The sequence below is a fragment of the Agromyces sp. NPDC055658 genome (genome assembly GCF_053618155.1).
Genome location: NZ_JBSHHD010000001.1, coordinates 43,778 through 67,040, shown reverse-complemented (window position 1 = coordinate 67,040; position 23,263 = coordinate 43,778). Strand labels below are relative to the sequence as shown.

General features: G+C 72.2%; 24 protein-coding genes. 7 read left to right on the top strand and 17 right to left on the bottom strand.

Annotation, left to right across the window (positions count from 1 at the left end; genetic code table 11):
• Nucleotides 1-70: 70 nt before the first annotated feature.
• The 4 genes from ACWGPE_RS00340 to ACWGPE_RS00325 all read right to left on the bottom strand — a co-directional run bounded on the left by ACWGPE_RS00340 (nt 71) and on the right by ACWGPE_RS00325 (nt 3,355).
• The gene (locus ACWGPE_RS00340; RefSeq protein WP_452047871.1) at nt 71-1,285 is read right to left on the bottom strand and encodes a Gfo/Idh/MocA family protein; all 1,215 of its coding nucleotides are present in this window, start codon (nt 1,283-1,285) and stop codon (nt 71-73) included.
• Entirely contained in the window at nt 1,282-2,196 is a 915-nt protein-coding gene (locus ACWGPE_RS00335; protein WP_452047870.1) for a TIM barrel protein, read from the bottom strand. The genes ACWGPE_RS00340 and ACWGPE_RS00335 overlap by 4 nt, the downstream gene beginning before the upstream one ends.
• A 126-nt stretch (nt 2,197-2,322) precedes the next feature.
• Complete coding sequence (locus ACWGPE_RS00330) at nt 2,323-2,934, bottom strand: DUF1349 domain-containing protein (protein ID WP_231429175.1); 612 nt, start codon at nt 2,932-2,934, stop codon at nt 2,323-2,325.
• Nucleotides 2,935-3,004: 70 nt separating this feature from the next.
• The gene (locus ACWGPE_RS00325) at nt 3,005-3,355 is read right to left on the bottom strand and encodes an ArsR/SmtB family transcription factor (protein ID WP_231429176.1); all 351 of its coding nucleotides are present in this window, start codon (nt 3,353-3,355) and stop codon (nt 3,005-3,007) included.
• Between the two features lie 97 nt (nt 3,356-3,452).
• Between ACWGPE_RS00325 and ACWGPE_RS00320 the strand changes: the two genes are divergently transcribed.
• Both ACWGPE_RS00320 and ACWGPE_RS00315 read left to right on the top strand, forming a co-directional pair.
• Nucleotides 3,453-4,763 (top strand): FAD-dependent oxidoreductase, encoded by a 1,311-nt coding sequence (locus ACWGPE_RS00320; RefSeq protein WP_275505938.1) that lies wholly within the window; start codon nt 3,453-3,455, stop codon nt 4,761-4,763.
• Between the two features lie 8 nt (nt 4,764-4,771).
• Nucleotides 4,772-5,263, top strand: a complete 492-nt coding sequence (locus ACWGPE_RS00315) for a GNAT family N-acetyltransferase (RefSeq protein WP_376930422.1) — start codon at nt 4,772-4,774, stop codon at nt 5,261-5,263.
• 34 nt (nt 5,264-5,297) lie between these two features.
• On the opposite strand, the gene ACWGPE_RS00310 is transcribed toward ACWGPE_RS00315, so the two are convergent.
• The 4 genes from ACWGPE_RS00310 to ACWGPE_RS00295 all read right to left on the bottom strand — a co-directional run bounded on the left by ACWGPE_RS00310 (nt 5,298) and on the right by ACWGPE_RS00295 (nt 8,071).
• Nucleotides 5,298-5,732 (bottom strand): arsenate reductase ArsC, encoded by a 435-nt coding sequence (locus ACWGPE_RS00310; RefSeq protein WP_452047869.1) that lies wholly within the window; start codon nt 5,730-5,732, stop codon nt 5,298-5,300.
• An 89-nt stretch (nt 5,733-5,821) separates the two neighbouring features.
• Nucleotides 5,822-6,709, bottom strand: coding sequence for a metalloregulator ArsR/SmtB family transcription factor (locus ACWGPE_RS00305; protein WP_376929965.1), 888 nt, complete (start codon nt 6,707-6,709; stop codon nt 5,822-5,824).
• 17 nt (nt 6,710-6,726) lie between these two features.
• Complete coding sequence (locus ACWGPE_RS00300; protein ID WP_231429180.1) at nt 6,727-7,386, bottom strand: cation transporter; 660 nt, start codon at nt 7,384-7,386, stop codon at nt 6,727-6,729.
• 16 nt (nt 7,387-7,402) lie between these two features.
• Entirely contained in the window at nt 7,403-8,071 is a 669-nt protein-coding gene (locus ACWGPE_RS00295; RefSeq protein ID WP_231429181.1) for a hypothetical protein, read from the bottom strand.
• Nucleotides 8,072-8,181: 110 nt separating this feature from the next.
• On the opposite strand from ACWGPE_RS00295, the gene ACWGPE_RS00290 reads away from it, so the two are divergent.
• Nucleotides 8,182-8,769 carry a GIY-YIG nuclease family protein gene (locus ACWGPE_RS00290; protein WP_376929967.1) on the top strand — a complete coding sequence of 196 codons (588 nt, stop codon included), beginning with the start codon at nt 8,182-8,184 and terminating at the stop codon, nt 8,767-8,769.
• 74 nt (nt 8,770-8,843) lie between these two features.
• Entirely contained in the window at nt 8,844-9,689 is an 846-nt protein-coding gene (locus ACWGPE_RS00285) for a LysM peptidoglycan-binding domain-containing protein (RefSeq protein ID WP_231429183.1), read from the top strand.
• Nucleotides 9,690-9,702: 13 nt separating this feature from the next.
• On the opposite strand, the gene ACWGPE_RS00280 is transcribed toward ACWGPE_RS00285, so the two are convergent.
• A complete protein-coding gene (locus ACWGPE_RS00280) occupies nt 9,703-9,942 on the bottom strand; it encodes a hypothetical protein (protein WP_231429184.1) in 240 nt (79 codons plus the stop codon).
• Between the two features lie 48 nt (nt 9,943-9,990).
• On the opposite strand from ACWGPE_RS00280, the gene ACWGPE_RS00275 reads away from it, so the two are divergent.
• Entirely contained in the window at nt 9,991-10,491 is a 501-nt protein-coding gene (locus ACWGPE_RS00275; RefSeq protein WP_452047868.1) for a MarR family winged helix-turn-helix transcriptional regulator, read from the top strand.
• 13 nt (nt 10,492-10,504) lie between these two features.
• Here ACWGPE_RS00275 and ACWGPE_RS00270 read toward each other — a convergent pair whose 3' ends face one another.
• The 4 genes from ACWGPE_RS00270 to ACWGPE_RS00255 all read right to left on the bottom strand — a co-directional run bounded on the left by ACWGPE_RS00270 (nt 10,505) and on the right by ACWGPE_RS00255 (nt 15,135).
• On the bottom strand, nt 10,505-11,380 hold the full coding sequence (locus tag ACWGPE_RS00270) for an NAD(P)-binding domain-containing protein (protein ID WP_308191607.1): 876 nt from the start codon (nt 11,378-11,380) through the stop codon (nt 10,505-10,507).
• 200 nt (nt 11,381-11,580) lie between these two features.
• Complete coding sequence (locus tag ACWGPE_RS00265; protein ID WP_231432210.1) at nt 11,581-12,690, bottom strand: alcohol dehydrogenase catalytic domain-containing protein; 1,110 nt, start codon at nt 12,688-12,690, stop codon at nt 11,581-11,583.
• Between the two features lie 19 nt (nt 12,691-12,709).
• Entirely contained in the window at nt 12,710-14,212 is a 1,503-nt protein-coding gene (locus ACWGPE_RS00260) for a CoA-acylating methylmalonate-semialdehyde dehydrogenase (RefSeq protein ID WP_452047867.1), read from the bottom strand.
• An 11-nt stretch (nt 14,213-14,223) separates the two neighbouring features.
• Nucleotides 14,224-15,135 (bottom strand): NAD(P)-dependent oxidoreductase, encoded by a 912-nt coding sequence (locus tag ACWGPE_RS00255; protein ID WP_231429188.1) that lies wholly within the window; start codon nt 15,133-15,135, stop codon nt 14,224-14,226.
• 151 nt (nt 15,136-15,286) lie between these two features.
• Here ACWGPE_RS00255 and ACWGPE_RS00250 point away from each other — a divergent pair, with 151 nt between their 5' ends.
• Nucleotides 15,287-16,180, top strand: a complete 894-nt coding sequence (locus ACWGPE_RS00250; protein ID WP_275506771.1) for a LysR family transcriptional regulator — start codon at nt 15,287-15,289, stop codon at nt 16,178-16,180.
• Between the two features lie 250 nt (nt 16,181-16,430).
• On the opposite strand, the gene ACWGPE_RS00245 is transcribed toward ACWGPE_RS00250, so the two are convergent.
• The 4 genes from ACWGPE_RS00245 to ACWGPE_RS00230 all read right to left on the bottom strand — a co-directional run bounded on the left by ACWGPE_RS00245 (nt 16,431) and on the right by ACWGPE_RS00230 (nt 21,270).
• Entirely contained in the window at nt 16,431-17,825 is a 1,395-nt protein-coding gene (locus ACWGPE_RS00245; protein WP_231429189.1) for an MFS transporter, read from the bottom strand.
• 129 nt (nt 17,826-17,954) lie between these two features.
• On the bottom strand, nt 17,955-19,529 hold the full coding sequence (locus ACWGPE_RS00240) for an FAD-dependent monooxygenase (RefSeq protein ID WP_231429190.1): 1,575 nt from the start codon (nt 19,527-19,529) through the stop codon (nt 17,955-17,957).
• Between the two features lie 99 nt (nt 19,530-19,628).
• The gene (locus ACWGPE_RS00235; RefSeq protein ID WP_231429191.1) at nt 19,629-20,447 is read right to left on the bottom strand and encodes a DNA/RNA non-specific endonuclease; all 819 of its coding nucleotides are present in this window, start codon (nt 20,445-20,447) and stop codon (nt 19,629-19,631) included.
• 64 nt (nt 20,448-20,511) lie between these two features.
• A complete protein-coding gene (locus ACWGPE_RS00230) occupies nt 20,512-21,270 on the bottom strand; it encodes a GAP family protein (RefSeq protein WP_231429192.1) in 759 nt (252 codons plus the stop codon).
• A gap of 121 nt (nt 21,271-21,391) precedes the next feature.
• Between ACWGPE_RS00230 and ACWGPE_RS00225 the strand changes: the two genes are divergently transcribed.
• Complete coding sequence (locus tag ACWGPE_RS00225; protein WP_452047866.1) at nt 21,392-23,257, top strand: cation:proton antiporter; 1,866 nt, start codon at nt 21,392-21,394, stop codon at nt 23,255-23,257.
• The last annotated feature ends 6 nt before the right edge of the window (nt 23,258-23,263 follow it).

Genomic DNA, 23,263 nt, shown 5'->3' with positions numbered 1-23,263 from the left:
GGCAGGGTGACCGGCGCGCGGGTGGTGCTGCGGGTTCGGGTCTTGCATGTCCCGAGCGCGAGGCTCGGGGTTACGAGGCGGATGCCTCGGTGCCGGCGCCGATCGGCGTGCCGGCGGAATCGGCGAGGGCGCGGAGCATCCGCTGGCCCACGACGATGTCGGCGGCGCCCTCGTCGACCGAGGGGCCCGGTGCCGGACGACCTGCGACGAGCGCCGCGAAGGCGCGGAGCTCGTGCTCGAACGCCTCCTCCTGCATCCACCGCGTCTCGGAGCGCCGGGCGCCGAGGCGGTCGGCGTTCTCGACGACGGTGAGCACGGTGGGCACGTTGAGCACGTACGGCACCGCGAAGACGAGCGAGATGCTGCCCTCCTCGTGGTGGAACGTGACCGTCTCGCGGTACTCGGGGTAGCGCGGGATGAAGTGCCAGTCGACCGACCAGGGCACGTCGGCGTGCTCGGCGAGGGTGCCGCCCAGGCTCAGCGATCCCGGGAACCCGCCCGTGTGACGGGCCCGGTCGACCGCCCCGATGCCGCCCACGAGGTACCGCAGCAGGCCGATGTCGTGCACGATTGAGCCGAGCACGACGTTCGTGTAGAGCTTCGGCAGGTCGCCCGCCGCCTCGCCGATCGCGGTCCCGACCGAGGCATCCGTCGCGGCTGTGAGGGCCGCGAGCAGGTCGGCGGGCACGTCGGCGGGCGGAGCCTGCAGGTTCGCGAACGCGAGCTGGGCCCCGTCGGCCGGATGCAGCACCTCGACCGTGACCGCGCGCAGCTCGACGCTCTGCAGCAGGGCCTTCACCTCGGCCGAGGCCGGGTCGTGCTCCTTCATGTAGCCGACCCGCACCCAGTCGGCGAGGTCGACGCCGCGCTCGGCGGCGAGGGCGCGGAGCGACTCGACCTCGGCGAGCGAGAACGCGAGGGGCTTCTCCGCGAGCACGCGGATGCCGGCGCCGACGAGCTTCGCGACGTCGGGCGCGTGCGAGCCGGAGGTCGCGAGCACGGCGCCGTCGACGGCGACGTCGCCCGCGACGACGGCGTCGATGAGCGCGTCGATCGAGTCGAACGCGGCGACACCCGTGCCGGATGCCTCGGCCATGCCCCGCGCGCGCGACGGTGAGAGATCGACGACGGCGGTGAGGGCGATGCGGTCGGCGTTGCGCCGGATGAGCGGGAGGTGCACGCTCTGGCTGATGGCGCCGAGGCCGATGACGGCGAGGTTCACGCGCTCGTGGGTCGCGGCATCCGCCTGCTCGCTCGTGCGGTCGGGGGCGTCGAAGCCGGTCATGCGAACCACCGCCGCAGGCGCTCGCGGTTGGCCGCTTGATCCGTTCGGGCGCGGTCGACGTCGGCCGCGCTCTGCAGGATGACGTCCTGCTCGACGACGAGCCAGCCGGCGTAGCCCGAGTCGACGATCTGGTCGACGATGCGGTCGACCTCGAGGTCGCCGTCGCCGAGGGCCACGAACACCCGGCGCTGCCAGACGTCGCGCATCGGGTCGTGGGAGCCGGCGGCCGAGGCGAGCACCGAGCGATCGGCGTCCTTGAGGTGCACGTGGTTGATGCGGTCCGCCCAGCGCGAGAAGTCGGCGACGGGGTCGCCGCCGCCGATGAGCAGGTGGCCGGTGTCGAAGGTCAGGTCGATGTCGGTGTCGGCGAGCAACCGTTCGATCTCGTGCGGAGTCTCGACGTACGTGCACGCGTGGTGGTGGAACGTCGGTTCGAGGCCGGCGGCGCGGGTCGCATCGGCGGCGCGCTGCACGCGGGCGGCGAACCGGGCCCACCGGTCGTCGTCGAGCTCGAGCTCGGGGGCGCCGCCCGGGCGGGCCTTGCGCTCGGCGGAGCCGGAGTCGGCGATCGTGGGCTTCGGCGCGAGCGCGCCGGCGGGCGCTGCGGCAGCGGCGGCGGCGAACAGGTCGAGCACGTGCGCGAGCCCCGCGAAGGATGCCTCGAACTCGTCGTCATCGGCGGCGAAGGGCAGGTCGACCCATCCGCCTGCGAGGGCCAGGCCGTGTCGGCCGAGCAGGGCGGGCAGCGTCTCGCGGTCGCCGAAGAGGCCGACGGGGCCGAGATCGATGCCGTCGTACCCCGCCTCGGCGACCCAGCCGGCGAGTTGCTCACCGTCGGGCAGCGGAACGAGATCGGGAATGGACAGTTCGAAGACGCCGTAGCTGACGGGGGCGTTCGCTGTTCGGATCAACCGAGGTTCCTCTCAACCGCGGAGACGCACCTGCGCTGTCTCCGCGGTCAAGGGTACTAGGTTCTGACATATTCACAACATGACAGACAAAGTCCGTGGATCGTCCGCATCCGAGCCCGACTCCGATCACTCCCCCGGCGGATCGGCGTGCAACTCGACATCCGCCGGCGCCAACGCCCAGCGCGGGAAGCGCACTTCGAGACCGGCCCGCAGCGGCGCGCACAGCATCGGCCCAGCCTGCGCGTCGCCGGCGGTGAACGGCGCGACCCGCAACGTGCGCCAGGGCCCGCCGTCGGCTCGCGCCCGAAGCGTGACGGCGTCACCGGTTTCGCCGCCACGGCTCGCGCGGATGGTCACGAGGCGTCCCGCCCATTCGGGCACGGGCGCGAGCGACCAGTCGGACACCCCGTTCGTGACGACCGCCCCGAGGTGCAGCACTCCGTCGCTCACTTCGATGCCCGCCTTCACCCACTGGGCCTCGTTGGCGAAGAGCAGCAGCCCGGCCTGGTCGTAGAGCCCCGTGAGCGACGACGTGTCGAAGTCGACCTCCACGGCGGTGTCGGCGGGCCACTCGGCGAGCAGTCCGTGACCGTCGTCGTGCACGAACCCGTAGTGGGTCGTCCGCCAGTAGTCGCTGCCTTCGAGCGCCTGCGCGACGAGCGCGCCGTCTTCGACGCGAGTCGACGCCGGCTCCCTCGTCCAGTGCCCCTCGCTCCACGTCACCGTTCGCCCGATCATGCGCCCACGCTACCCGTGCCCCGTGTCCCGGGCGACGTGCGGCCGGGGCCCGGCCGCCCCGGCCGAGCGATCAGGCGTCGAGCAGTGGCGCAGCGGCGGCCTCGAGCGCTCCCGGCACGAGCCGGTAGTACGCCCACGTGCCGCGCTTCGAGCGGGAGAGGAACCCGGCCTCGGTGAGGATCTTGAGGTGGTGCGAGACCGTCGGCTGGCTCAGTCCGACGGGTTCGATGAGGTCGCAGACGCACGCCTCCTGCCCCGCCGAGGCGGCGACGATCGAGACGAGCCGCAGCCGCACCGGGTCAGCGAGCGCCTTCAGCCGGCGTGCGAACCGCTCGGCCTCGTCGGCGGTGATCGTCTCGCGCACGAGCGGCGCGCAGCATGCCTCGGTACTGACATCGCGGACCTCGAGCATCGTGACCATGCATCGATACTACTCGATATTGACAACCATCGATATATCGCGGCATCCTGATATCGAAGTTCATCGATATCAGGAGGATGCAGTGACGCTGCTCGACTTGACCACCCGACCCGTGACGAACGACCGGCTGTCCACGCTGCCCGTCGTGATCATCGGTGCCGGCCCGATCGGCCTCGCCGCTGCGGCGAACCTGGTGGAGCGCGGTATCGACTTCGTCGTGCTCGAGGCGGGTGACGACATCGCCGACAGCGTGCGCGCCTGGGGTCACACGCGGCTGTTCTCGCCGTGGAAGCACCTGGTCGACCCGGCGTCGCGCCGCCTCCTCGAGGCCGAGGGCTGGGCGCTGCCGGCCCTCGAGCGCGCGCCTGCGGGCAGAGAGCTCGTCGACGCGTACCTCCTGCCGCTGAGCCGCCTCGAACCGATCGCGTCGCGCATCCGCACCGGTGCCGAGGTACTCGCGGTCAGCCGCGAGGGAATGGACCGCACGCGCACCGCGAACCGGTCGGCCACGCCGTTCCTCGTCCGACTCCGCACGGTCACCGGGGTGGAGGAACTGACCGCCCGCGCGGTCATCGACGCCTCGGGCACGTATCGTTCGCCGAACTCGTTGAACTCGAGCGGGCTCGACCTGCTCGGCTTCGACGAGATCGCCGATCGCGTGCAGCCGGCCCTGCCCGACGTGCTCGGCCGCGACCGCGACGCGTTCGCGGGGCGGCACACCACCGTCGTCGGCGCCGGGCACTCGGCGGCCAACACGCTCCTCGCGCTCGTTCAGCTCGCACGCGAGGTGCCGGGCACCGAGGTGAGCTGGCTGATCCGCAACGCCAAGGCCGTGCGCGTCTCGTCGTCGGCCGATGACGAGCTCGCCGACCGCGCCAAGCTCGGCGGCCGCGTCGATGCCGCGGTCCGCCGCGGAGACATCCGGCTCGTCGACGGATTCGAGATCCTCCGCGCCCGTCGCGCCGGCGACGGCGCCGAGCTCGTCGGACAGCACGGCGGCGAGCTCGCCGTGCACGCGACCGACGTGGTGGTGAACGCGACCGGCTTCCGGCCGAACCTCGACCTGCTGCGCGAGATCCGCCTCGAGCTCGACGAGATCGTCGAGGCCCCCAAGCGCCTCGCGCCGCTCATCGACCCGAACGTCCACTCGTGCGGCACGGTCGAGCCGCACGGCTTCGCCGAGCTCACCCACCCCGAGCACGGGTTCTTCATCGTCGGCATGAAGTCGTACGGGCGCGCCCCCACCTTCCTGCTGGCCACCGGCTACGAGCAGGTGCGGTCGGTCACGGCGTGGCTCGCGGGCGACCTCGCCTCGGCGTCCAACGTCGAACTCGTGCTGCCGGCGACGGGCGTGTGCTCGACCGACCTCGGCGGCTCGTCGAGCTGCTGCTCGGGCCCGACGTGCTGATCCGCCCGATGCGCGCCGCGGACTGGCCCATGGTCGGGGAGATCTTCGACCAGGGCATCCGCGGCGGTGAGGCGACGTTCGAAACGACGGCGCCGAGCTGGGAGGCGTTCGACGCCGGCAAGATCGCCTCGCCGCGCCTGGTCGCCGAAGTCGACGGCCTCGTGCTCGGGTGGGCGGCCGCGTCGCCGGTGTCGGGCCGCCCGGTCTACCGCGGCGTCATCGAGCACTCGGTCTACGTGCACGAGGATGCGCGCGGCAGAGGCATCGGCCGCGCACTCCTCGCCGCGTTCGTCTCCGCGGCCGACGAGTCCGGGTTCTGGACGATTCAGTCGAGCATCTTCCCTGAGAACATCGCGAGCCTCCGGCTACATGAGCAGGCGGGATTCCGCGTCGTCGGTCGACGTGAGCGCATCGCTCGCTCGACGCTCGGCCCGCACGCCGGGCACTGGCGCGACACCGTCCTCATCGAGCGCCGCTCGACCCGGAACGGGGTCGGCTGACGCTCCGATGCGCGCAGCACGTCGTGCGGGTGGTTCAGTCCGAGTTCGCCGGTCGCGCGTCGGCACGCTGCGGCAGCAGCTCGGCGAGCAGCGCCTCGACGCGGCCGCGGATCTCGTCGCGGATCGGGCGGACCGCGTCGATGCCCTGGCCGGCCGGGTCGTCGAGCTTCCAGTCCTCATAGCGCTTGCCCGGGAAGATCGGGCAGGCGTCGCCGCACCCCATCGTGATCATCACGTCCGAATCGCGGACCGCCTCGGTGGTCAGCACCTTCGGCACGTTGCTCGCGATGTCGATGCCCTGTTCGGCCATCGCCTCGACCGCGACCGGATTGATCCGGTCCTTCGGCTCCGATCCCGCGGAAAGCACCTCGACGCGGTCGCCGCCCAGTTCGCGCAGATACCCGGCGGCCATCTGCGACCGGCCCGCGTTGTGCACGCAGACGAACAGGACGGTGGGCTTCTCGGACATCGCAGATCCTCTCCTCGGGCTCGAGCACTTCAACCATAGACCATCATCTATGGATAACGGGACGCCGTGCCCGCCAATTCAGCCGTTGTTCACGCGGCAGACCGCCCCAGGGACGCGATGAGCTCGCGCACGCGCCGATCGATGTCGTCGCGAATCGCGCGCACCTCGGCGAGTGGTCGCCCAACCGGATCGTCGAGCTCCCAGTCGAGATACCGGGTGCCGGGGTAGACGGGGCAGGCGTCGCCGCAGCCCATGGTGATCACCACGTCGGCCGCACGCACCACCTCGTCGGTCAGCGGCTTCGGGAACTCGCCGCCGAGCGGCACCCCGATCTCCTCCAACGCTGCGGCGATCGTCGGCGCCACGGTCGCCGCAGGCTCGGAACCTGCCGTTCGCACCTGCACGCGGTCGCCGGCGAGCCGGCGAAGCAGTGCCGCCGCCATCTGCGAACGCCCCGCGTTCTGCACGCACACGAACAGCACGGCCGGCGCTCCGCCGGGGTCCCGGTCTCGCGCCGCGACCGCGGCCAGCCGCTGCTCCGAGAACTCGGCCGTGCGCGATGCCAACCGCGCACCGCCACCCACCCGGGCGAGCAGCAGGCGGCTCTCGTCGACGAAGCGTTCGACGGTGTCCCGGTTGAACGTTCCGGCGAACCGGACGGACAGGTCGTCGACGATCCGCGCGAAGACGGGATCATCGGGCTCGGCGCCGGATTCCGACCCGAGCAGCTCGAGCACGCGATCGAGGTGCTCCGGCGCGATCGAGTACCAGACCCGGCGGCCCTCGGGACGGCGCTCGAGCACGCCCGCCTCCGTCAGCACCTTCGCGTGATGGGTGATCGTGGGCTGTCTCAGGCCGAGCCGTTCGGCCATCCGCGTCACGGTCTCGCGCCCATCGGGCTGATCGAGGATGAGCTGCAGCATCCCAGCACGGGTCGGGTCGGAGACCGTGGCCGAGAGCTGGTGGGCTGGACTCATAGACAAGAGTCTATGCCTCACGCGTCGTGTTCGTCGGCCCCCTCGAGCAGCATGCCGACCGGCGTCGCGCACGTGTCGCCACGCCATGCCTCGAGGCCCTCGCGCACCGCGAAGACGACGATCACGAGCGCCGCCACCGAGTCGGCCCACGCCCAGCCGAACAGCGAGTTGAGCAGCAGGCCGAGCAGCGTGGCGGCCGAGAGATAGGTGCAGATGAGCGTCTGCTTGCTGTCGGCGACGGCGGTCGCCGAGCCGAGTTCGCGCCCGGTGCGGCGCTCGGCGAGCGACAGGAACGGCATGACGACCACGCTCAGCGCGGTGATCGCGATTCCGAGCGCCGAATGCTCGGCCTCGGGCAGCACCCCGACGAGGCTGAGCACCGCGTTCACCCCGACGTAGGCGGCGAGCGCGAAGAAGGCGAACGCGATCACCCGCAGGGTGGGCTGCTCGTACTTCTCGGGTTCGCGGCGCGTGAACTGCCAGGCGACCGCCGCCGCCGAGAGCACCTCGACGAGCGAGTCGAGCCCGAATCCGAGCAGGGCCACCGAGGATGACGCGGCACCGGCCGCGATCGAGACCGCCGCCTCGACGAGGTTGTACCCGATGGTGATCGCGACGATCCAGCGGATGCGCCGATGGAGCACCGCCCGGCGATCGTCGCTCAGTGTCGCGCTCATGCGGATGCCTCGCCCATCAGCCGACGTACCCCCGGAAGGGATCGGCCTCCTCGCCGCGGCGCTCGCGCTCGGACTCGGCCTCGCGCAGGTCGCGCTCGAGATCGCCCAGCAGGTCGCGGAGGCGGTCGTCGCGCTCGGCCTCGTAGGTCTCGTCGACCTCGATCTCGGGCCAGCCGCTGCCCCACTCCCGGGCGAGCCGCGCGTCGATCGCCCCGGCGACGTCGTCCCAGGCCTCGTTGCGAGCGCGTTCGGCGAAGGACGCGAGGTACTCGGGATCACCCCGTCGCGTCCACAGCTCTTTCGCGATCGCCGCGTAGACCTGTTCGCGGCGTCGGAGGTTCGCGGCGTCGGCGCGGCGGTAATCGTGCTCGTTCGACGCGCGACCCTCGCGCTTGGCGGCGACGCTGCGGTCGTCGGCGGTGCGCTCGGCGACCTCGTCGGCCTCCTGCACGAGCTCGTAGAGCACCTCGCGGGCGGCGGCCGCAGCGCGGTCGTTGTCGAAGGGCTCGTCGCCGCGCAGGGCGTGCATCACGAAGCGGTTGCGCAGGGCCATCCGACCTGCGGCCTCGGCGACGAGCAGGCCCTCGGCGAGCATCTCGTCGAACGTGGGAGGAACCACCTCGGGCAGGGCGCTGCGGTCGAACGGCTTGAACCGCTTCGCTCGCCTCCTGCGCCAGAACGCCATGCTTCACGCCCCTCGAACACCGATGTCCGACGCCACTCGACGTCGGAGAACGAGCCTATCGCGGGCGGGTGACGGGCGGTCGTGTCGGCGGCCGGTCGTACCGTTGCCGCATGGTTGAGAGGGATGCCTCGGCCGCGCGCTGCTCGATCGTCGAGGCCGACGGCGTGCACTGCTCGCGGCCCGTCGCTGCCGGCACGCCGATCGCGCTCTGCGCGGGGCACCTGCTCGTCGCCTACGACTGGGTCGCGCGTGAGGTCGGCGAGCTCGACCTGCTGCCGGGGCCGTGCCCGGCGTGCGGGGCCCGGGTCGGAGTGCACTACCCCTCCGGTTGGATCTGCGCCGACTGCGAATGGCGCTACGGCGAGCTGCCCGATCGAGCGCTCGGCGACGACCCCGTCGAGGTCGTCTACTACCTGCGCTATCGCGACCGGGTGAAGATCGGCACCTCGGCGAACCCGCGGCAGCGCGTCGCGAGCCTGCCGCACGACGAGGTGCTCGCGTTCGAACGCGGCGGCCGGCGACTCGAACGGCGTCGGCACGAGCAGTTCGCGCGGTACCGCGGTGCCGGCACCGAGTGGTTCGACGTGCACGACGCGCTGCTCGAGCACATCGCCGGGCTCGCCGTCGGTGTCGACGACCCCTGGGCGCAGTACGACCGCTGGGTGAGTCGGCATCTCGCCCGGCCGCGGCTCGACTGAGCAGACCGGCGGCGACTTCTCCACAACCCGCGCATTCGGCCCCACGGGCGGGCTCACGTCGCTAGTCTTCGACGATGGATCGAGTGACGGTGCGCCGAGCGCTGCGTTCGGCGGCGACGGCTGCGGCGCTCGCGTTCATGCTGACCGGCTGCATCCCCGCCGCCGGAGACGCACGACCCGTCACCTCGGCTCCACCGACCGATTCGGCCGCGGCGTTCGGCGACGCCGAGCATGAACCCGACGCCGAAGCCGCGCCGCCGAGCATCGCTGGCCTGGCGCCGGGCACCGTCCTCGCGACCGGAGAGTTCCACGACCGCGGTACGAGCGGCGCGATCGAGCTCCGGGCGAACGGCACACCCAGCGGGTTCGAGGTCGTGCTCACCGGCATCTCGCCGGCGCCGACCGCCGGCATGACGCTGGAGTTGAACTCCGAGCCGTCGACCGCCACCCGGGAGGTGCTGAAGGAGGGCTTCAGCTACTACCGCTACGACCCGCTCGCGACGACGGCCGACCAGGCCTTCCGCGTACCGACCCCGGGCACGGGCGGGTTCGTGACGAACGACCCGAGCTACCTGCGCACGGCGGTGCTCTGGGCACCGGCGGCCGGAGCGGAGCGAGGATTCGACGAGGTCGTCGCGACCGCCCCGCTCACCTGGAACCTTCCCGACTTGAACCCCGGCCTGCGGGTGGTCGACCACGGGGCTGCAGAGGGCGCGACCGGAGAGGCGGTCCTCGACGACGACGGCACGCCGCTCCGCTACCGCATCGCGGCCGGCGACACGTCGATCGGAGTGACCGCCAGATTCGGCGTCACGGTCGACGATCTCAGGTGGTTGAACCCCGATCGCGCAGGCTCGAAGCTCCTCCTCGCGGATCGCTGGCTCAACCTCTCCCGCGAGGACCGCGGCCTTCGAGGTTGAGGCGGGTGCGCGGCTACGCCGCAGGCACCGGGCAGTGCAGCTGCGTGCGCTCGCCCGAGCGGTCGATCTCGTGCGCCGACATCGCGGCACCGCAGAGCGGGCAGGCCGGCGGAGCCGCCGGCTTCGGTTCCTCGTCGTACGGACCGAGCGGCGGCGGGCCGATGTACGGCAGCAGCTTCGCGTTGAGGCGGTCGATGAATCCGGCGTAGCCGCGCTGCACTCCTGGCTCGACCGGTCGCTTTCTTCGTGTCACAATCATTAGTGTACTAACTATTTGTCCCCACGTCATACTGGAAGCCTGATGACCGAGCAGACCGCAGCCGCACGAACGGCGATCGCCGAGACATCCACCCCCGCAGACGGCGACGGCGCAGTCGACCTGCTCGCCCTCGAGAACCAGGTGTGCTTCGCCCTCGCGGTCGCCGCGCGCGGTGTGATCGGCGTGTACCGGTCGATCCTCGAGCCGCTCGGGCTCACCCACCCGCAGTACCTCGTGATGCTCGCGCTCTGGCAGCGCAATCCGCGCACGGTGCGCGACCTCGGCGAGGCGCTCCAGCTCGAGCCGGCGACACTGTCGCCCCTGCTGAAGCGCCTCGAGGCGCAGGGCTACCTCACCCGAGCACGCAACCCGCACGACGAGCGCGCCCTCGACGTCGCCCTCACCGAGAGCGGGCGCGCACTGCGCGAGCGGGCGCTGTCGATCCCGCCCCAGGTCGTCGACCGGCTCGGCATGAGCCTCGACGAGCTCGGCGCGCTGCGCGACCGGCTCACCGAGGTGATCGCGGCGGTGCAGCGAGGCTGACGCGGCGCAGGCGTCAGGCAGCCGGCGGGGTGAACCCCGGCACGCCGCCGTCGGCGGTCGCGAACTTCGCGATGAGGCTGCAGTCCTTGCCGCCGAAGCCCTCGGCGATGAGGCGCTCGAACTGCTCGAGCGCAACCCGCGAGGCAGGCATCGGCAGGCCGGCCGTCGTGCCGGCGTCGACCGCGAACGACAGGTCCTTCTCGGCGAGCGCGGTCGTGAACGTCGCGTCGTAGTTGCGATTCGCCGGACTCGTCTCGACCACGCCGGGTGCCGGGTACCAGAGCCGTAGCGGCCACGACTCCCCCGACGAGACCGACGCGACCTCGAAGAACCTCTTCGGGTCGAGCCCGAGCGAGTCGGCGAGCGCCGCCCCCTCGGCGACGCCGAGCAACGACACGAACAGCATCAGGTTGTTGGCGAGCTTCGCAGCGATGCCGAGCGTCGGCCCGCCGAGTTCGAAGACATGGCCCGCCATCGGCTCGACGAGCTCGCGGGCGTCGGCGGTGGCATCCGCGTCACCGCCGAGCATGAACGTGAGGCTGCCCGCGGCGGCCCCCGCGATTCCGCCCGAGACCGGCGAATCGACGAAACGGAACCCGCGCCGTGCCGACTCCTCGTGGCACCAGCGCGACGTCTCGACGTCGACCGTCGACGTGTCGAGCAGCAGCACCCCGGCGGGTGCCGTCGCCCACACCCCGCCGTCGCCCGCGTAGACCTCGCGCACGTGTTCACTGCGCGGCAGGCTCGTGAAGACCGCGTCGGCGCCCGCGACCGCCTCGGCGACCGAGTCGACCACTGCGACCCCCCGCGACGCCGCGGCCTCCCGCGCCTCCGACATCGGGTCGACGCCGCGCACGGCGTGACCCGCCGCGACGAGATTCGCCGACATGGGTCCACCCATGTGTCCCAGTCCGATCCAGGCGATGTTCGCCATGGGCCTGCCCTCCCGACCTCGTCGACGTGAAGCGCTCTCCGTCCCCACGATACGCCGAGGCCGCGCGCGTTGCGGAGCGACGGAGGAGCGTCGCGAGTCGGTCGATCGCGCCGGTCTCGAGACGCCGCCGCGCGCCCCCGCGACCGGGGAGACGCTCAGAACCGGATGACCTGCCGGATCGCCCGCCCCTCCGCGAGGGTGTCCATCGCCGCGTTCACGTCGTCGAGCTCGACGGTCGACGAGATGAGCGCCTCGACGGGCAGCCGGCCCTGCCGCCAGAGTTCGGCATAGCGCGGGATGTCCCGCGACGGGATCGCCGACCCCAGGTACGACCCGATGATCGTGCGCGCCTCGGCCGTCACGGTCAGCGGCGCGATCTGCGAGACGGCCGATGCGGGCGGCAGCCCCACGGTGACCGTTCGTCCGCCGGGTGCGGTCAGCGCGAACGCCGTCTCGAATGCGCGCGGATGGCCCGCCGCCTCCACGACGAGCGGAGCCCGCAGCCCTGCGGCCACCGCCTCGTCGGGCGTGTACGCCGCGTCGGCGCCGAGCTCGAGCGCCCGCTCGAGCTTGTCGTCGACGCCGTCGACGCCGATGACCCGGCCGTAGCCGAGCGACGCCGCCGTGATGAGCGCGGCCATGCCGACGCCGCCGAGCCCGACCACGACGATGTCGTCGCCCTCGCGCGCGGCACCCGCGTTGAGCACGGCTCCGCCCCCGGTGAGCACGGCGCACCCGAGCACGGCCGCGACCTCGGGCGGCACATCGTGCCCGACGACCACCGCCGAGCGCCGGTCGACGACCGCGTGCGTCGCGAACCCCGAGACCCCGAGATGGTGGCGCACGGGCTCGCCGTCGCGGTGGAGGCGCACGTCGCCGTCGAAGAGCGTGCCCGCCGTGTTCGCGGCGGTGCCCGGAGTGCACGGCAGGGCGCCGCCGGCGAGGCATCCCTCGCACTCACCGCAGCGAGGCAGGAAGGCCATCACCACCCGGTCACCCACCGAGAAGCCGGCCGCGGATGCCTCGGCGCCGAGCTCCTCGACGATGCCGGCGGCCTCGTGGCCGAGCAGCATCGGCACCGGGCGCGGGCGATTGCCGTCGACGACCGAGAGATCCGAGTGGCAGATGCCCGCCGCCTCGATGCGCACGAGCAGCTCGTCGGGACCGGGGCGTTCGAGCTCGAGCTCGCCGATCGTGATCGGCCGCGACTCGGCGAAGGGCCGGGAACGCCCGAGCTCCTCGAGCACGGCCCCGCGGATGCGGATCGACATCGCCGCGGCCCCGTCAGTGCGTCGGGAAGCCGAGGTCGATCTGCGACTCGCTCGGCTCGGGCCAGCGCGTCGTCACGACCTTGCGTCGCGTGTAGAAGTTGAAGCTCTCCGGGCCGTACATGTGGGTGTCGCCGAAGAGCGAGTCCTTCCAACCGCCGAACGAGAACGCGCCGACGGGCACCGGAATGGGCACGTTGACGCCCACCATCCCGACCTCGATGTCGAACTCGAAGCTGCGCGCGGTCTTGCCGTCGCGGGTGAACACGGCGACGCCGTTGGCGAAGCGGCTCGCGTTGATGAGCGCGACCGCCGCGTCGTAGTCGTCGACCCGCACGACCGAGAGCACCGGCCCGAAGATCTCCTCGTCGTAGACGCGCATGCCGGGCTCGACCCGGTCGACGAGCGAGGCGCCGATGAAGAAGCCGTCGCCCTCGAAGCGGTGGTCGCGGCCGTCGACCACGACGTTCGCGCCCTCGGCCGCGGCGCCCTCGACGAAGCCGGCGACGCGGTCGCGCGCCTCGCGCGTGATCAGGGGACCCATCTCCGAGGCGGGATCGGTGCCGTCGCCGACGACGAGCCGGGACATCCGCTGGGTGATCTTCTCGATCAGCGGGTCGGCGACCTGCCCGACCACGACGAGCACCGAGACGGCCATGCACCGCTCGCCCGCCGAGCCGTACGCGGCCGAGATCGCCGCGTCGGCGGCCGCGTCGAGGTCGGCGTCGGGCATGACGACCATGTGGTTCTTCGCTCCGCCGAGGGCCTGCACCCGCTTGCCCTGCTCGGCGGCGCGCGTGTAGATGTACTTGGCGATCGGGGTCGAGCCGACGAACGAGATCGCCTTCACGTCGGGGTGGTCGAGCAGCGCGTCGACCGCGACCTTGTCGCCGTGCACGACGTTGAGCACGCCGTCGGGCAGCCCCGCCTCGCGGAACGCCTCGGCGAGCCAGACCGCCGCCGAGGGGTCGCGCTCGCTCGGCTTCAGGATGACGGCGTTGCCCGCCGCGATCGCGGTGGTGACCATCCACAGCGGCACCATCGCCGGGAAGTTGAACGGCGTGATGCAGGCCACGACGCCGAGCGGCTGGCGCACCTGGTGCACGTCGACGCCGCGCGCGACCTGCTCGGCGTAGTCGCCCTTGAGGTGGTGCATGAGGCCGGCGCAGAACTCGACGTTCTCGAGCCCGCGCGCGACCTCGCCGAGGGCGTCGTCGACGGTCTTGCCGTGCTCGGCGGTGATGATGCGCGCGAGCTCGCCGCTGCGCGCCTCGATGATCTCGCGCAGCTTGAACATGACGTGCGAGCGCTTGGCGAGTCCGGTCGCGCGCCACGTCTTCTGGGCGAGGGATGCCGTGGCCACCGCCTCGGCGACGCGGGCGTCGTCGGCGAGCACGACCTCGGCGGTCTGCTCGCCGGTCGCCGGGTTGAAGACGGGGCTGCGACGGGCGTCGTCGTCGATGCGGCCGCCCGCGATGACGTGCGGGATGGTCCGCACGGCGGTGAGGGTGTCGGTCATGGGCGTTCCTTTCAGGCGGTGTAGCCCGCGACGGCGCCGTCGGCGCGCACGAGCTTGGCGATGAGGCTGCAGTCCTTGCCGCCGAGGCCGTCGGCGATGAGCTCCTCGAACTGCTCGCGCGCGAGCCGCGCGGCGGGAAGGTTCAGGCCCGCGGCCTCCCCGGCGCCGAGCGCGAGCGAGACGTCCTTGAGGGCGAGGGTCGTCGCGAAGGTCGCGTCGAAGTTGCGGTTCGCGGCGGCCGAGTCGACGATCCCCGGCACCGGGTACCAGGTGCGCAGCGCCCACGAGTCGGCCGACGAGACCCGGGCGATGTCCCAGAACGTACGGGGGTCGATGCCGAGGCTCGACGCGAGCTGCGAGCCCTCGGCCGCGGCGACGAGCGAGATGAAGAGCATCATGTTGTTCGCGAGCTTCGCGGCGATGCCCTGGGTCGGGCCGCCGACGGCGAAGACGTTGGCGGCCATGGGCCGGACGAAGTCGGCGGCGTCCGCGACATCCGCCTCGCCGCCGCCCAGCATGAACGTGAGGGTGCCGGCCGCGGCACCCGAGATGCCGCCCGAGACCGGTGCGTCGACGAATCGGAACCCGCGCTCGGCGGAGCCGTCGTGGCACCAGCGCGAGGTCTCGATGTCGACGGTCGAGCTGTCGAGCAGCAGGGCGGTCCGCGGCGCGTTGGCCCAGACCCCGCCGTCGCCCTCGTACACGGCGCGCACGTGGTCGCCCTTCGGCAGCATCGTGAAGACGGCGTCGGCGTCCGCCACCGCTTCGGCGACGGAGCTCGCGACGCGCGCGCCGCGCTCGGCGGCCGCCCGGCTCGCCCGCTCGTCGAGGTCGAAGCCGACGACCTCGTGCCCCGCTTCGATGAGCCGGCCGGTCATCGGACCGCCCATGTTGCCCAGTCCGATCCATGCGATCGTCGCCATCGTGTCCTCCTCGACTTCGGCGTGTGCGGCGGCGCCTCCCCCAAGGCGCCGCGCTGAATCACCATATGGTCGCGATGAATGCACATTCAACGGGCGAGAACCGCGAATATTGCACTCGCGCTGTGCATTCATGCACGATGTGTGGGTGACGATGACGACGCACGACCCCAACCCCGAGTGGCTCATGACCTTTCTGGCCGTCGCCCGGCTCGGCCGGTACACCGCGGCCGCCCAAGTGCTGGGGGTCAACCACTCGACGGTGTCGCGGCGCATCGCCGCGCTCGAGTCGGCGATGGGCGGGCACGTGCTCATCCGGGCCGCGGGCGGGTGGGCGACGACGCCGCTGGGCCAGCGCGCGATGGCGGTCGCCGAGCGCATCGAGCTCGAGATGCGCTCGCTCGTCGAGGTCGACCAGCCGGGGCTCGCGGGGCTCGTGCGCATCGCGGCGCCCGACGCCTTCACCGCGCTCTACGCCGTGCCCGCGCTCGCGCCGCTGCAGGCCGCGAACCCCGGGCTGTCGTTCGAGCTGCTGAGCGCGACGCAGCGCGTGCGGCAGAACCGCTCGGGCGTCGACATCGAGGTCGCCGTGGGCCGGCCCGACGTCCGCAAGGCGCTCGCGACACCCGTGCTCGAGTACTCGCTCGCGCTCTTCGCGAGCGAGGCGTACCTCGCGGAGCACGGTGAGCCGCGCACGATCGCCGAGATGTCGGGGCACCGCCTCAATTACTACATCGAGTCGGCGCTGCAGATCGACGAACTCGACCTGGCCGTCGACGAACTGCCGCCGACGCTGCCGAGCATGCGCTCGACCGGGGTGTTCGCGCACCTCGCGGCGACCGTCGCCGGTGCGGGCGTCGGGCTCATGCCCGACTTCCTCGCGGCGCGCGAGCCGAGCCTCGTGCGCGTGCTCGCCGACGAGTACGACCACCCGATCGCGTACTGGGCGGTCACCCGCGAGGAGAGCCTGCGCAACCCGGCGGTGGCGGCGGCCTTCCGCGCGCTCGTCGAGCACCGGCCGGATTGGCGGGCCGTCGCCGCGAGCTGAGCGGCCACGACCCGGCGGCGGCGCCCGCCGCGGCTCTCGCTCCGCCGCTCCACGGCGCAGATCGCGCGCACCCGGCGCAGCCGGGGCGGACTTCATCGGGGGCGACTCCATTCGTGCCCCGCGCGGCAGCCCGCGAACGACGGCTCTGCCGGTTCCGCCTCATCGATGAGGTGGAACCGGCAGAGCTCGGATCGGAACAGCGGTCGTGCACCAAGGACTCGCCGACTGCGTCGGGCGGGGCCCGGCCGTCCTACGCGGTGGTCCTCACCGCCGCCTCCTCCGCGACCCGTGCGCGGTCGGCGTCGTCGATCGATCGCAGCGAGATGCCGTTCGTCTCGCGCATCGCGACGACCGCGATGAGCGTGACACCGGCGGCGAGCGCGAGGTAGATCGCGACCGGCACCCACGAGCCGAAGCTCGACAGCAGCATCGTCGCGATGATCGGGGCGACCGATCCGGCGATGATCGACGTGACCTGGTAGCCGAGCGAGACGCCCGAGTAGCGCATGCGGGTCGGGAACATCTCCGCCATGATCGCCGGCTGGCTCGCGTACATGAGGGCGTGGATGATGAGGCCGACGATCAGGATGCCGACGATCAGCCAGTCGTTCTTCGTGTCGAAGAGCGGGAAGGCGACGAAGCCCCACACCGCACCGAGGATCGCGCCGGCCGCGTACACCGGCTTGCGGCCCAGCTTGTCGCTGAAGCGGCCGACCACCGGGATGATGCAGAAGTGCACGACGTGCGCGAACAGGATGAGCGTGAGGATCGTCGACGTGTCCATCTGCAGGTGCGCCGACATGTACGTGATCGAGAAGGTCACCACGAGGTAGTACATGATGTTCTCGCCGAAGCGCAGGCCCATCGCGGTGAAGACGCCGCGCGGGTAGCGCTTGAGCACCTCGATGACGCCGTAGTTCGTCTTCTTCGCGGCTTCGACCTCCTTCTGGGCCTCGATGAAGATCGGCGCATCGGTGACCTTCGTGCGGATGTAGTAGCCGACGGCGACGATGACGACCGACAGCCAGAAGCCGACGCGCCAGCCCCAGCTGAGGAACTGCGCCTCGGTGAGCGTGCGCGAGAGGATCAGCAGCACCACGGTGGCGAGCAGGTTGCCCGCGGGCACCGCGGCCTGCGGCCAGCTCGCCCAGAAGCCGCGCTGCTTGTCGGGCGAGTGCTCTGCGACGAGCAGCACGGCGCCGCCCCACTCGCCGCCGACCGCGAAGCCCTGGAAGAAGCGCAGGATGATGAGCATGATGGGCGCCGCATAGCCGACCTGGTCGAACGTCGGCAGGCAGCCCATGAGGAACGTCGTGACGCCGACCAGGATGATCGCGAGCTGCAGCAGCTTCTTGCGCCCGTACTTGTCGCCGAAGTGGCCGAACACGATGCCGCCGAGCGGGCGGGCGACGAAGCCGACGGCGTAGGTGAGGAACGCCTTGATGATGTTGTCGAGCGGGTTGTCACTCGGCGGGAAGAAGATGACGTTGAAGACGAGGGTCGCGGCGGTGGCGTAGAGGAAGAACTCGTACCACTCGACGATGGTGCCGGCCATCGAGGCGGCGACGACCTTTCGCAGTCCGGTGGGGACGGACGAGCCGGGGGGATTCGGGGACGTGCGGGGCGTCGAAGCGTCGACAGCCATAGGGACTACCTCCTTGTAGTGTGGCCCGCGATCGGGGGTCGCGATGCAGGCGATTCTCACCGTGCATCGATGCGAGCGGCAAGCCCCGATCCCGCACACGCGGTGTGCGTTTGCGCACACTCGGCGCGCTCAGCGGGCGTCGGCGAACATCGCGGCGCGCGCCGCATCGAGGTCGGTGCCGAGCCCCGGTGCACGCACCTCGGCCATGACGAACCCGTCGCGACGCACGAGATACACCCGGTCGTGGCGCAGCCGTGGACGCCCCCGCACCCCGCGGTCGCTCGGGAACACGTGCGGCTCGACGCCGAGCTCGCGCGCGATGCGCAGCACCACCCGCTCGGGCACGCCGTAGCCGTGCAGCTGCCACTGCATCGATCGCAGCACCTCGTAGTTGCCGCCCGTCCACGGCAGCCGCACTCCGACCACCGCCCCGCGACGACGTTCCCGCCGCGATCGGCCCGCGGCCGAGGCATCCGGCACCTCGTACCTGATGCGCGTCTGCGAGAGATAGCCGAACACGCGGCGACCCGCCACGAACGGCAGCAACCGGACCCCGATCGGACCGAGCGCGGGCAGCGCGCGCCCGCGCACGAAGCGCGCGAACCGCGACTCGGACGTGACCTCGCCGAAGAGCCGGTCCGTCGTCGCGACGAGGGTCTCGCCGACCGGGCGGCGCTCGGCCTCGTACCGGTCGAGCCGGGCGTCGGGCATGCCGCCGACGATGACGTCGGCCAGCGCGCACGCGAGGTTGTGCGCCTCCTGCAGGCCCGTGTTCATGCCCTGAGCGCCGACCGGCGAGTGGATGTGCGCCGCGTCGCCGACGACGAAGCACGGCCCCTCGCGGAACCGTGCGGCGAGCCGGTGGTGCACCCGGTAGGTCGTGAACCAGGCGCTCTCGGAGTACTCCACGCCGAACTCGCGGCCGACGAGCTCGCGCACGCGCTCCTCGTGCAGGTTCCCGTCGGCGTCGAGGTCGGCGTCGCGCACGATGCCGAGCAGCCGCATGCGCGTGCCGCCCATCGGGAACGCCAGAATGAAGTGCTCGGTCGTGAAGCGCAGGTTGATCGCGTCGCCGACGAGGCCGGACACGCCGAGCGCGTCGGCGATGTAGTACGTGTACTCGTTCGTGACGCCCTCGAACGCGATGCCGAGCGACTCACGCACCCTCGAGTGCGCGCCGTCGGCACCCACGCAGTACCGCGCGCGAACCGTGCGGCGGTCACCGCCCGGCGCGGTGAGCTCGGCGACGACGGTGGATGCCTCGGCGCCCGCGCCCTGCTCGACCTCGAGGCGCTCGAGGCGATGCCCCCAGAGCACCTCGCGGCCGGCCTCGGCGAGCGCGTCGACGAGCAGCCGCTCGTTGCGGCTCTGCTCGAAGACGGTGATGTCGGGGTAGGGCGTGATGCCGTCGCCGAGTCCGCGGAACTCGACCGTGCCGAACGCCCGACGGCCCGCCCCCGGCGCGATCGCGGCGGCGGGCGCGCGCTCGGCGAGCACGCGGTCGACGAGGCCGAGCTGGTCGTAGAGCTCCATCGAACGGGCCTGCACGCCGAGCGCACGCGACTCGCGGGTGGGGCCGCTCTTGCCATCGACGATGAGCGCGTCCACGCCGAGCTTCGCGAGGCTGACCGCGAGCATGAGGCCGCTCGGGCCCGCGCCCACGATGAGCACGTCGGTCGTGATGGAGCCGCTCGCCGCTTCCATGCCTCCATCGTGGCACCACCCCCCGCCGGCCGAGTAGCACACGACGAAGGAGCACGCGTATCGAGACCCCGCCCGTGGCCTCGGTTCGGCGCTTCGCGCCTACTCGACCGACGATGCGTGCAGCAGCACCTCGTCGAACGACTCGATGCGCCGCCAGCCGGCGGCGATCGCGGTCGGCGGAAGCACGTCGGCGGCAATGAGCTCGGGCATCTCGAGGCCGGTCAGCTCCGCGACATCCGCCACGGGAACCTGGAATGTGCGGAACGGGCCGAGCGGCGGCGCCCCGCCGACGACCGGCCGGGCCTCGCTCGTGTCGACGAGCGGCGCCTGGTCGACGATGAACGCGGTCGCGGCGAGCGCGCCACGGGCGTTCCAGGCGACGACCTTCCAGAACCGGAGCGGCACCCGGATGCCTCGGTACTCGGGGTCGCCGGCGGCGAGCACGGGCGCCGTGAACACGCTCAGCCGCTGCGCGGTCGCCTCTGCGTAGGCGAGCACGTGGTCTTCGAGGCCGAGCCAGAGCTCCTTCGACTGGTTGAAGCCCGACGCCTGCGGCGCCGCGTTCGTGTAGTGGAAGGTGTCGGCGTTCGCCCTCGCGGCGACGGCGCGCTCGCCCCACACCGGGTCGCGACGCCGCACGAGATGACCGCGATCGAAGTCGTTGTCGGCGTAGACCACGGGGCCCGCCTGCCAGTCGGCGGGCACCCGGTCGTCGAGTCGCCACTCGTCACCGCCTCGGTCGAGGTCGACGAGCGCCGCACCGTCGACGTTGACGCCCGTGACCCGTGCGAGCCGCCGCGCCGGGTCGAGCACGACCGCGAAGTGCACGTAGTCGAGTTCGACGCACTCGGGGGCGCCCGGCCCGGCCACCCGCGGCATCGGCGCCGCCACCCCCAGGAACGTCGCGTCGAAACCCATGCCACGAGTCGACCACGACCGTCCGACAGCGTGCCGGCGACGCGCGGCCGGCGCGCGATGGGGCTCAGTACCCGACCGTGCCGCCGAACAGGCCGAGCGCCACGACGGACTCGCGGGCGAGCAGGAAGCCGATGATGCCGACGATCCACCCGGTCAGGTCGGCGGCACTGCGTTCCATCCAGGCGCCGAAGCGTTCGAGCGGACGCTCGATCGCTCGCGCCGCCACGATGCGCAGCACGAGCAGCACGAGCGCAGGCAGCACCATGACGAGGCAGTACCCGGCGAGCACGAGCAGGCGCGCGCCCGCGTCGAAGTCGGAGGTCGAGAGCAGGCCGATGCCGATCAGGTAGGGCAGCATCGAGGCGACCTCGACCGCCGCGGCCGCGATCGCGAGCCCCATGAGCGGCAGCAGGCCGCCCTCGTCGCCCGACACGTCCGTCACGGCCCGCTCGCGCCAGCGCGAGAACCTGCCGGGGCCGCTGCGCTTGCGCTTGCCGCCGATGAAGAACGAGCCGACGAGCAGGCCGGCACCGACGACGAGCTGCCCCCAGAGGAACGCCGGCGTCGTCGTGATCGCCGCGAGCTGCGGCAGCGCCGCCCCGGCGACCGTGAGCAGCACGACCCCGACCAGCAGGTAGAAGCCGGCGACGGTCGCGAGGTACGCGAGGATGCGGCCGGGTCGGAGCCGGCCGGGGGCGAGGAGCAGCCAGGTCGGGATGAGGAGGGTGCCGAAGCTCGTCGAGTCGACGAGCGCGAGCAGCGCGAGTGCGCCGAGCAGCGCGGGGCCGGTGAGGGCGGCGGCGCTCAGGAGATCGAGGTCCATCGGCTCAAGGCTGCCGGATGCCTCGGCGCCGACGGATCCCCCGCGCGACGGATATCGCCGCCGACGAGGACCGGACGTCGGTTCGCTGCCCCTCGACCCTCTGCGGGGCCAGAATGGGCGGATGGACCTGCTGCTGGCCGGAGTGCTCGCCCTGCTCGCCATCGCCGCCGCCACCGCGTTCGGGCCGAAGCTCGGGGTGGCGGCCCCGCTGCTGCTCACGCTCCTCGGCCTCGGCATCGGCCTGCTGCCGGTCGTGCCCGCCTTCGAGATCGACCCCGAGTGGATCCTCGCAGGCGTGCTGCCGCCGCTGCTCTACTCGTCCGCCGTGTCGATGCCGACGATGGAGTTCCGCCGCGACTTCTCGACGATCGGCGGGCTGTCGGTCGTGCTCGTCGTCGTCACCTCGGTGCTGCTCGGCCTGCTGTTCGCGTGGCTCATCCCCGACCTCGGCATCGCCGGCGGCATCGCGCTCGGCGCGATCGTGAGCCCGACCGACGCGGTCGCGACCTCGATCGTGAAACGCCTCGGCGTCTCGCCGCGCGTCGTCGCCCTGCTCGAGGGCGAGAGCCTGCTCAACGACGCCTCGGCGCTCGTGCTGCTGCGCGCGTCGATCGCGGGCATCGCCGCCTCGGTGTCGCTGTGGTCGGTCGCCGGCTCGTTCGTCTACGCCGTCGTCGTGGCCGTCATCATCGGCGGGGCGGTCGGCTGGCTCAACCTGCGCGTCCGCGCCCGCGTCTCGAACCCGACGGTGAACACGGTGATCTCCTTCACGATGCCGTTCATCGCGTCGCTGCCGGCCGAGCGCCTGGGTGCCTCGGGACTCGTGGCCGCCGTGGTCGCCGGCATCGTGACGGGACGCGGGGCCGCGAAGTTCCTGAGCCCGCAGCACCGCCTCTCCGACGTGCAGAACTGGCGAACGGTCGAGCTCGTGCTCGAGGGAGCGGTGTTCCTCGTCATGGGACTCGAGCTGACCGCGATCGTCGACGACGTCGAGGCATCCCATGCCGGTGCCTGGCACGCGGCGGGGCTCGCGGCCATCGCGCTCGTGGCGACGGTGCTGATCAGGGCGGCCTACGTCGCCTCGCTGTTCGGCGGGCTCGCGAGGCGCGCGAAGCGTGCGGCGACCATCAAGTCGGTGCTCGACGACCGGGCCAGGGGCATCCCGTCGACGACGCCCGAGCTCGAGCGGCGGCGAGCCGAATACGAGGCGCGGCGCGCGAAGCGCCCACGCCGCGGCGACCCCGAGCCGACGCCCGCGCAGGCCGAACGGTTCCGTGCGATCTTCCGCCGCCGGGTCGCCGACATCGACTACTACCTCGACGAGCGGCTCGGATGGCGCGAGGGCACCATCGTCGTGTGGGCGGGCATGCGCGGCGTCGTCACGCTGGCCGCCGCGCAGACGCTGCCGTCCGACACCCCGAGTCGGTCGCTGCTCGTGTTCATCGCCTTCCTCGTCGCGGTCGGTTCGCTGCTCGTGCAGGGCGGCACGCTGCCGTGGCTCGTGCGCTGGCTCGTGCCCCCACGCGACACGAGTGCCGACGCGGCCGAGCGGCGCGAACTGCGCGGGGTGCTGCGCCGAGCGGCGATGAGCGAACTCGCGGACTCCGACGACCCCGAACTGCGCGCGGTCGCCGAGAAGATGCGCGCGGCCTGGCAGCTGTCGATGGACGCGGGCACCGACGAGCCCGACGGCGCGGACGCGACGGACGCCGTCGAGGCTCGCGCGCCCTCGACCGGCGACCGGCGTGAACTCGACACGGCCATGATCGCGACCGCGGCCGCGAGCGGCGCCGAGCCCGGCCGGACGGCCCCCAGGGTCGACCCCGAGCAGGTGCGCCGCCTGCGCGTGCGCATGATCGAGGCCGAGCGCGACGCCCTGCTCGACGCGCGCGACGAGGGTCGCTTCAGTGCCGCCGCGCTCAACGCCGCGCTCGAAGGACTCGACGCCGAGCAGATCAGCCTCGAGATCCGGGGCGTCGAAGGCTGACCCTCG

Bases quoted from the DNA above. Each gene is read 5' to 3' on its own strand.
- ACWGPE_RS00340 (WP_452047871.1), bottom strand. From the start codon at position 1,285: ATGACCGGCTTCGACGCCCCCGACCGCACGAGCGAGCAGGCGGATGCC.
- ACWGPE_RS00330 (WP_231429175.1), bottom strand. From the start codon at position 2,934: ATGATCGGGCGAACGGTGACGTGGAGCGAGGGGCACTGGACGAGGGAG.
- ACWGPE_RS00325 (WP_231429176.1), bottom strand. From the start codon at position 3,355: ATGGTCACGATGCTCGAGGTCCGCGATGTCAGTACCGAGGCATGCTGC.
- ACWGPE_RS00315 (WP_376930422.1), top strand. From the start codon at position 4,772: ATGCGCGCCGCGGACTGGCCCATGGTCGGGGAGATCTTCGACCAGGGC.
- ACWGPE_RS00310 (WP_452047869.1), bottom strand. From the start codon at position 5,732: ATGTCCGAGAAGCCCACCGTCCTGTTCGTCTGCGTGCACAACGCGGGC.
- ACWGPE_RS00305 (WP_376929965.1), bottom strand. From the start codon at position 6,709: ATGAGTCCAGCCCACCAGCTCTCGGCCACGGTCTCCGACCCGACCCGT.
- ACWGPE_RS00300 (WP_231429180.1), bottom strand. From the start codon at position 7,386: ATGAGCGCGACACTGAGCGACGATCGCCGGGCGGTGCTCCATCGGCGC.
- ACWGPE_RS00295 (WP_231429181.1), bottom strand. From the start codon at position 8,071: ATGGCGTTCTGGCGCAGGAGGCGAGCGAAGCGGTTCAAGCCGTTCGAC.
- ACWGPE_RS00290 (WP_376929967.1), top strand. From the start codon at position 8,182: ATGGTTGAGAGGGATGCCTCGGCCGCGCGCTGCTCGATCGTCGAGGCC.
- ACWGPE_RS00285 (WP_231429183.1), top strand. From the start codon at position 8,844: ATGGATCGAGTGACGGTGCGCCGAGCGCTGCGTTCGGCGGCGACGGCT.
- ACWGPE_RS00275 (WP_452047868.1), top strand. From the start codon at position 9,991: ATGACCGAGCAGACCGCAGCCGCACGAACGGCGATCGCCGAGACATCC.
- ACWGPE_RS00270 (WP_308191607.1), bottom strand. From the start codon at position 11,380: ATGTCGGCGAATCTCGTCGCGGCGGGTCACGCCGTGCGCGGCGTCGAC.
- ACWGPE_RS00260 (WP_452047867.1), bottom strand. From the start codon at position 14,212: ATGACCGACACCCTCACCGCCGTGCGGACCATCCCGCACGTCATCGCG.
- ACWGPE_RS00255 (WP_231429188.1), bottom strand. From the start codon at position 15,135: ATGGCGACGATCGCATGGATCGGACTGGGCAACATGGGCGGTCCGATG.
- ACWGPE_RS00250 (WP_275506771.1), top strand. From the start codon at position 15,287: ATGACGACGCACGACCCCAACCCCGAGTGGCTCATGACCTTTCTGGCC.
- ACWGPE_RS00245 (WP_231429189.1), bottom strand. From the start codon at position 17,825: ATGGCTGTCGACGCTTCGACGCCCCGCACGTCCCCGAATCCCCCCGGC.
- ACWGPE_RS00240 (WP_231429190.1), bottom strand. From the start codon at position 19,529: ATGGAAGCGGCGAGCGGCTCCATCACGACCGACGTGCTCATCGTGGGC.
- ACWGPE_RS00235 (WP_231429191.1), bottom strand. From the start codon at position 20,447: ATGGGTTTCGACGCGACGTTCCTGGGGGTGGCGGCGCCGATGCCGCGG.
- ACWGPE_RS00230 (WP_231429192.1), bottom strand. From the start codon at position 21,270: ATGGACCTCGATCTCCTGAGCGCCGCCGCCCTCACCGGCCCCGCGCTG.
- ACWGPE_RS00225 (WP_452047866.1), top strand. From the start codon at position 21,392: ATGGACCTGCTGCTGGCCGGAGTGCTCGCCCTGCTCGCCATCGCCGCC.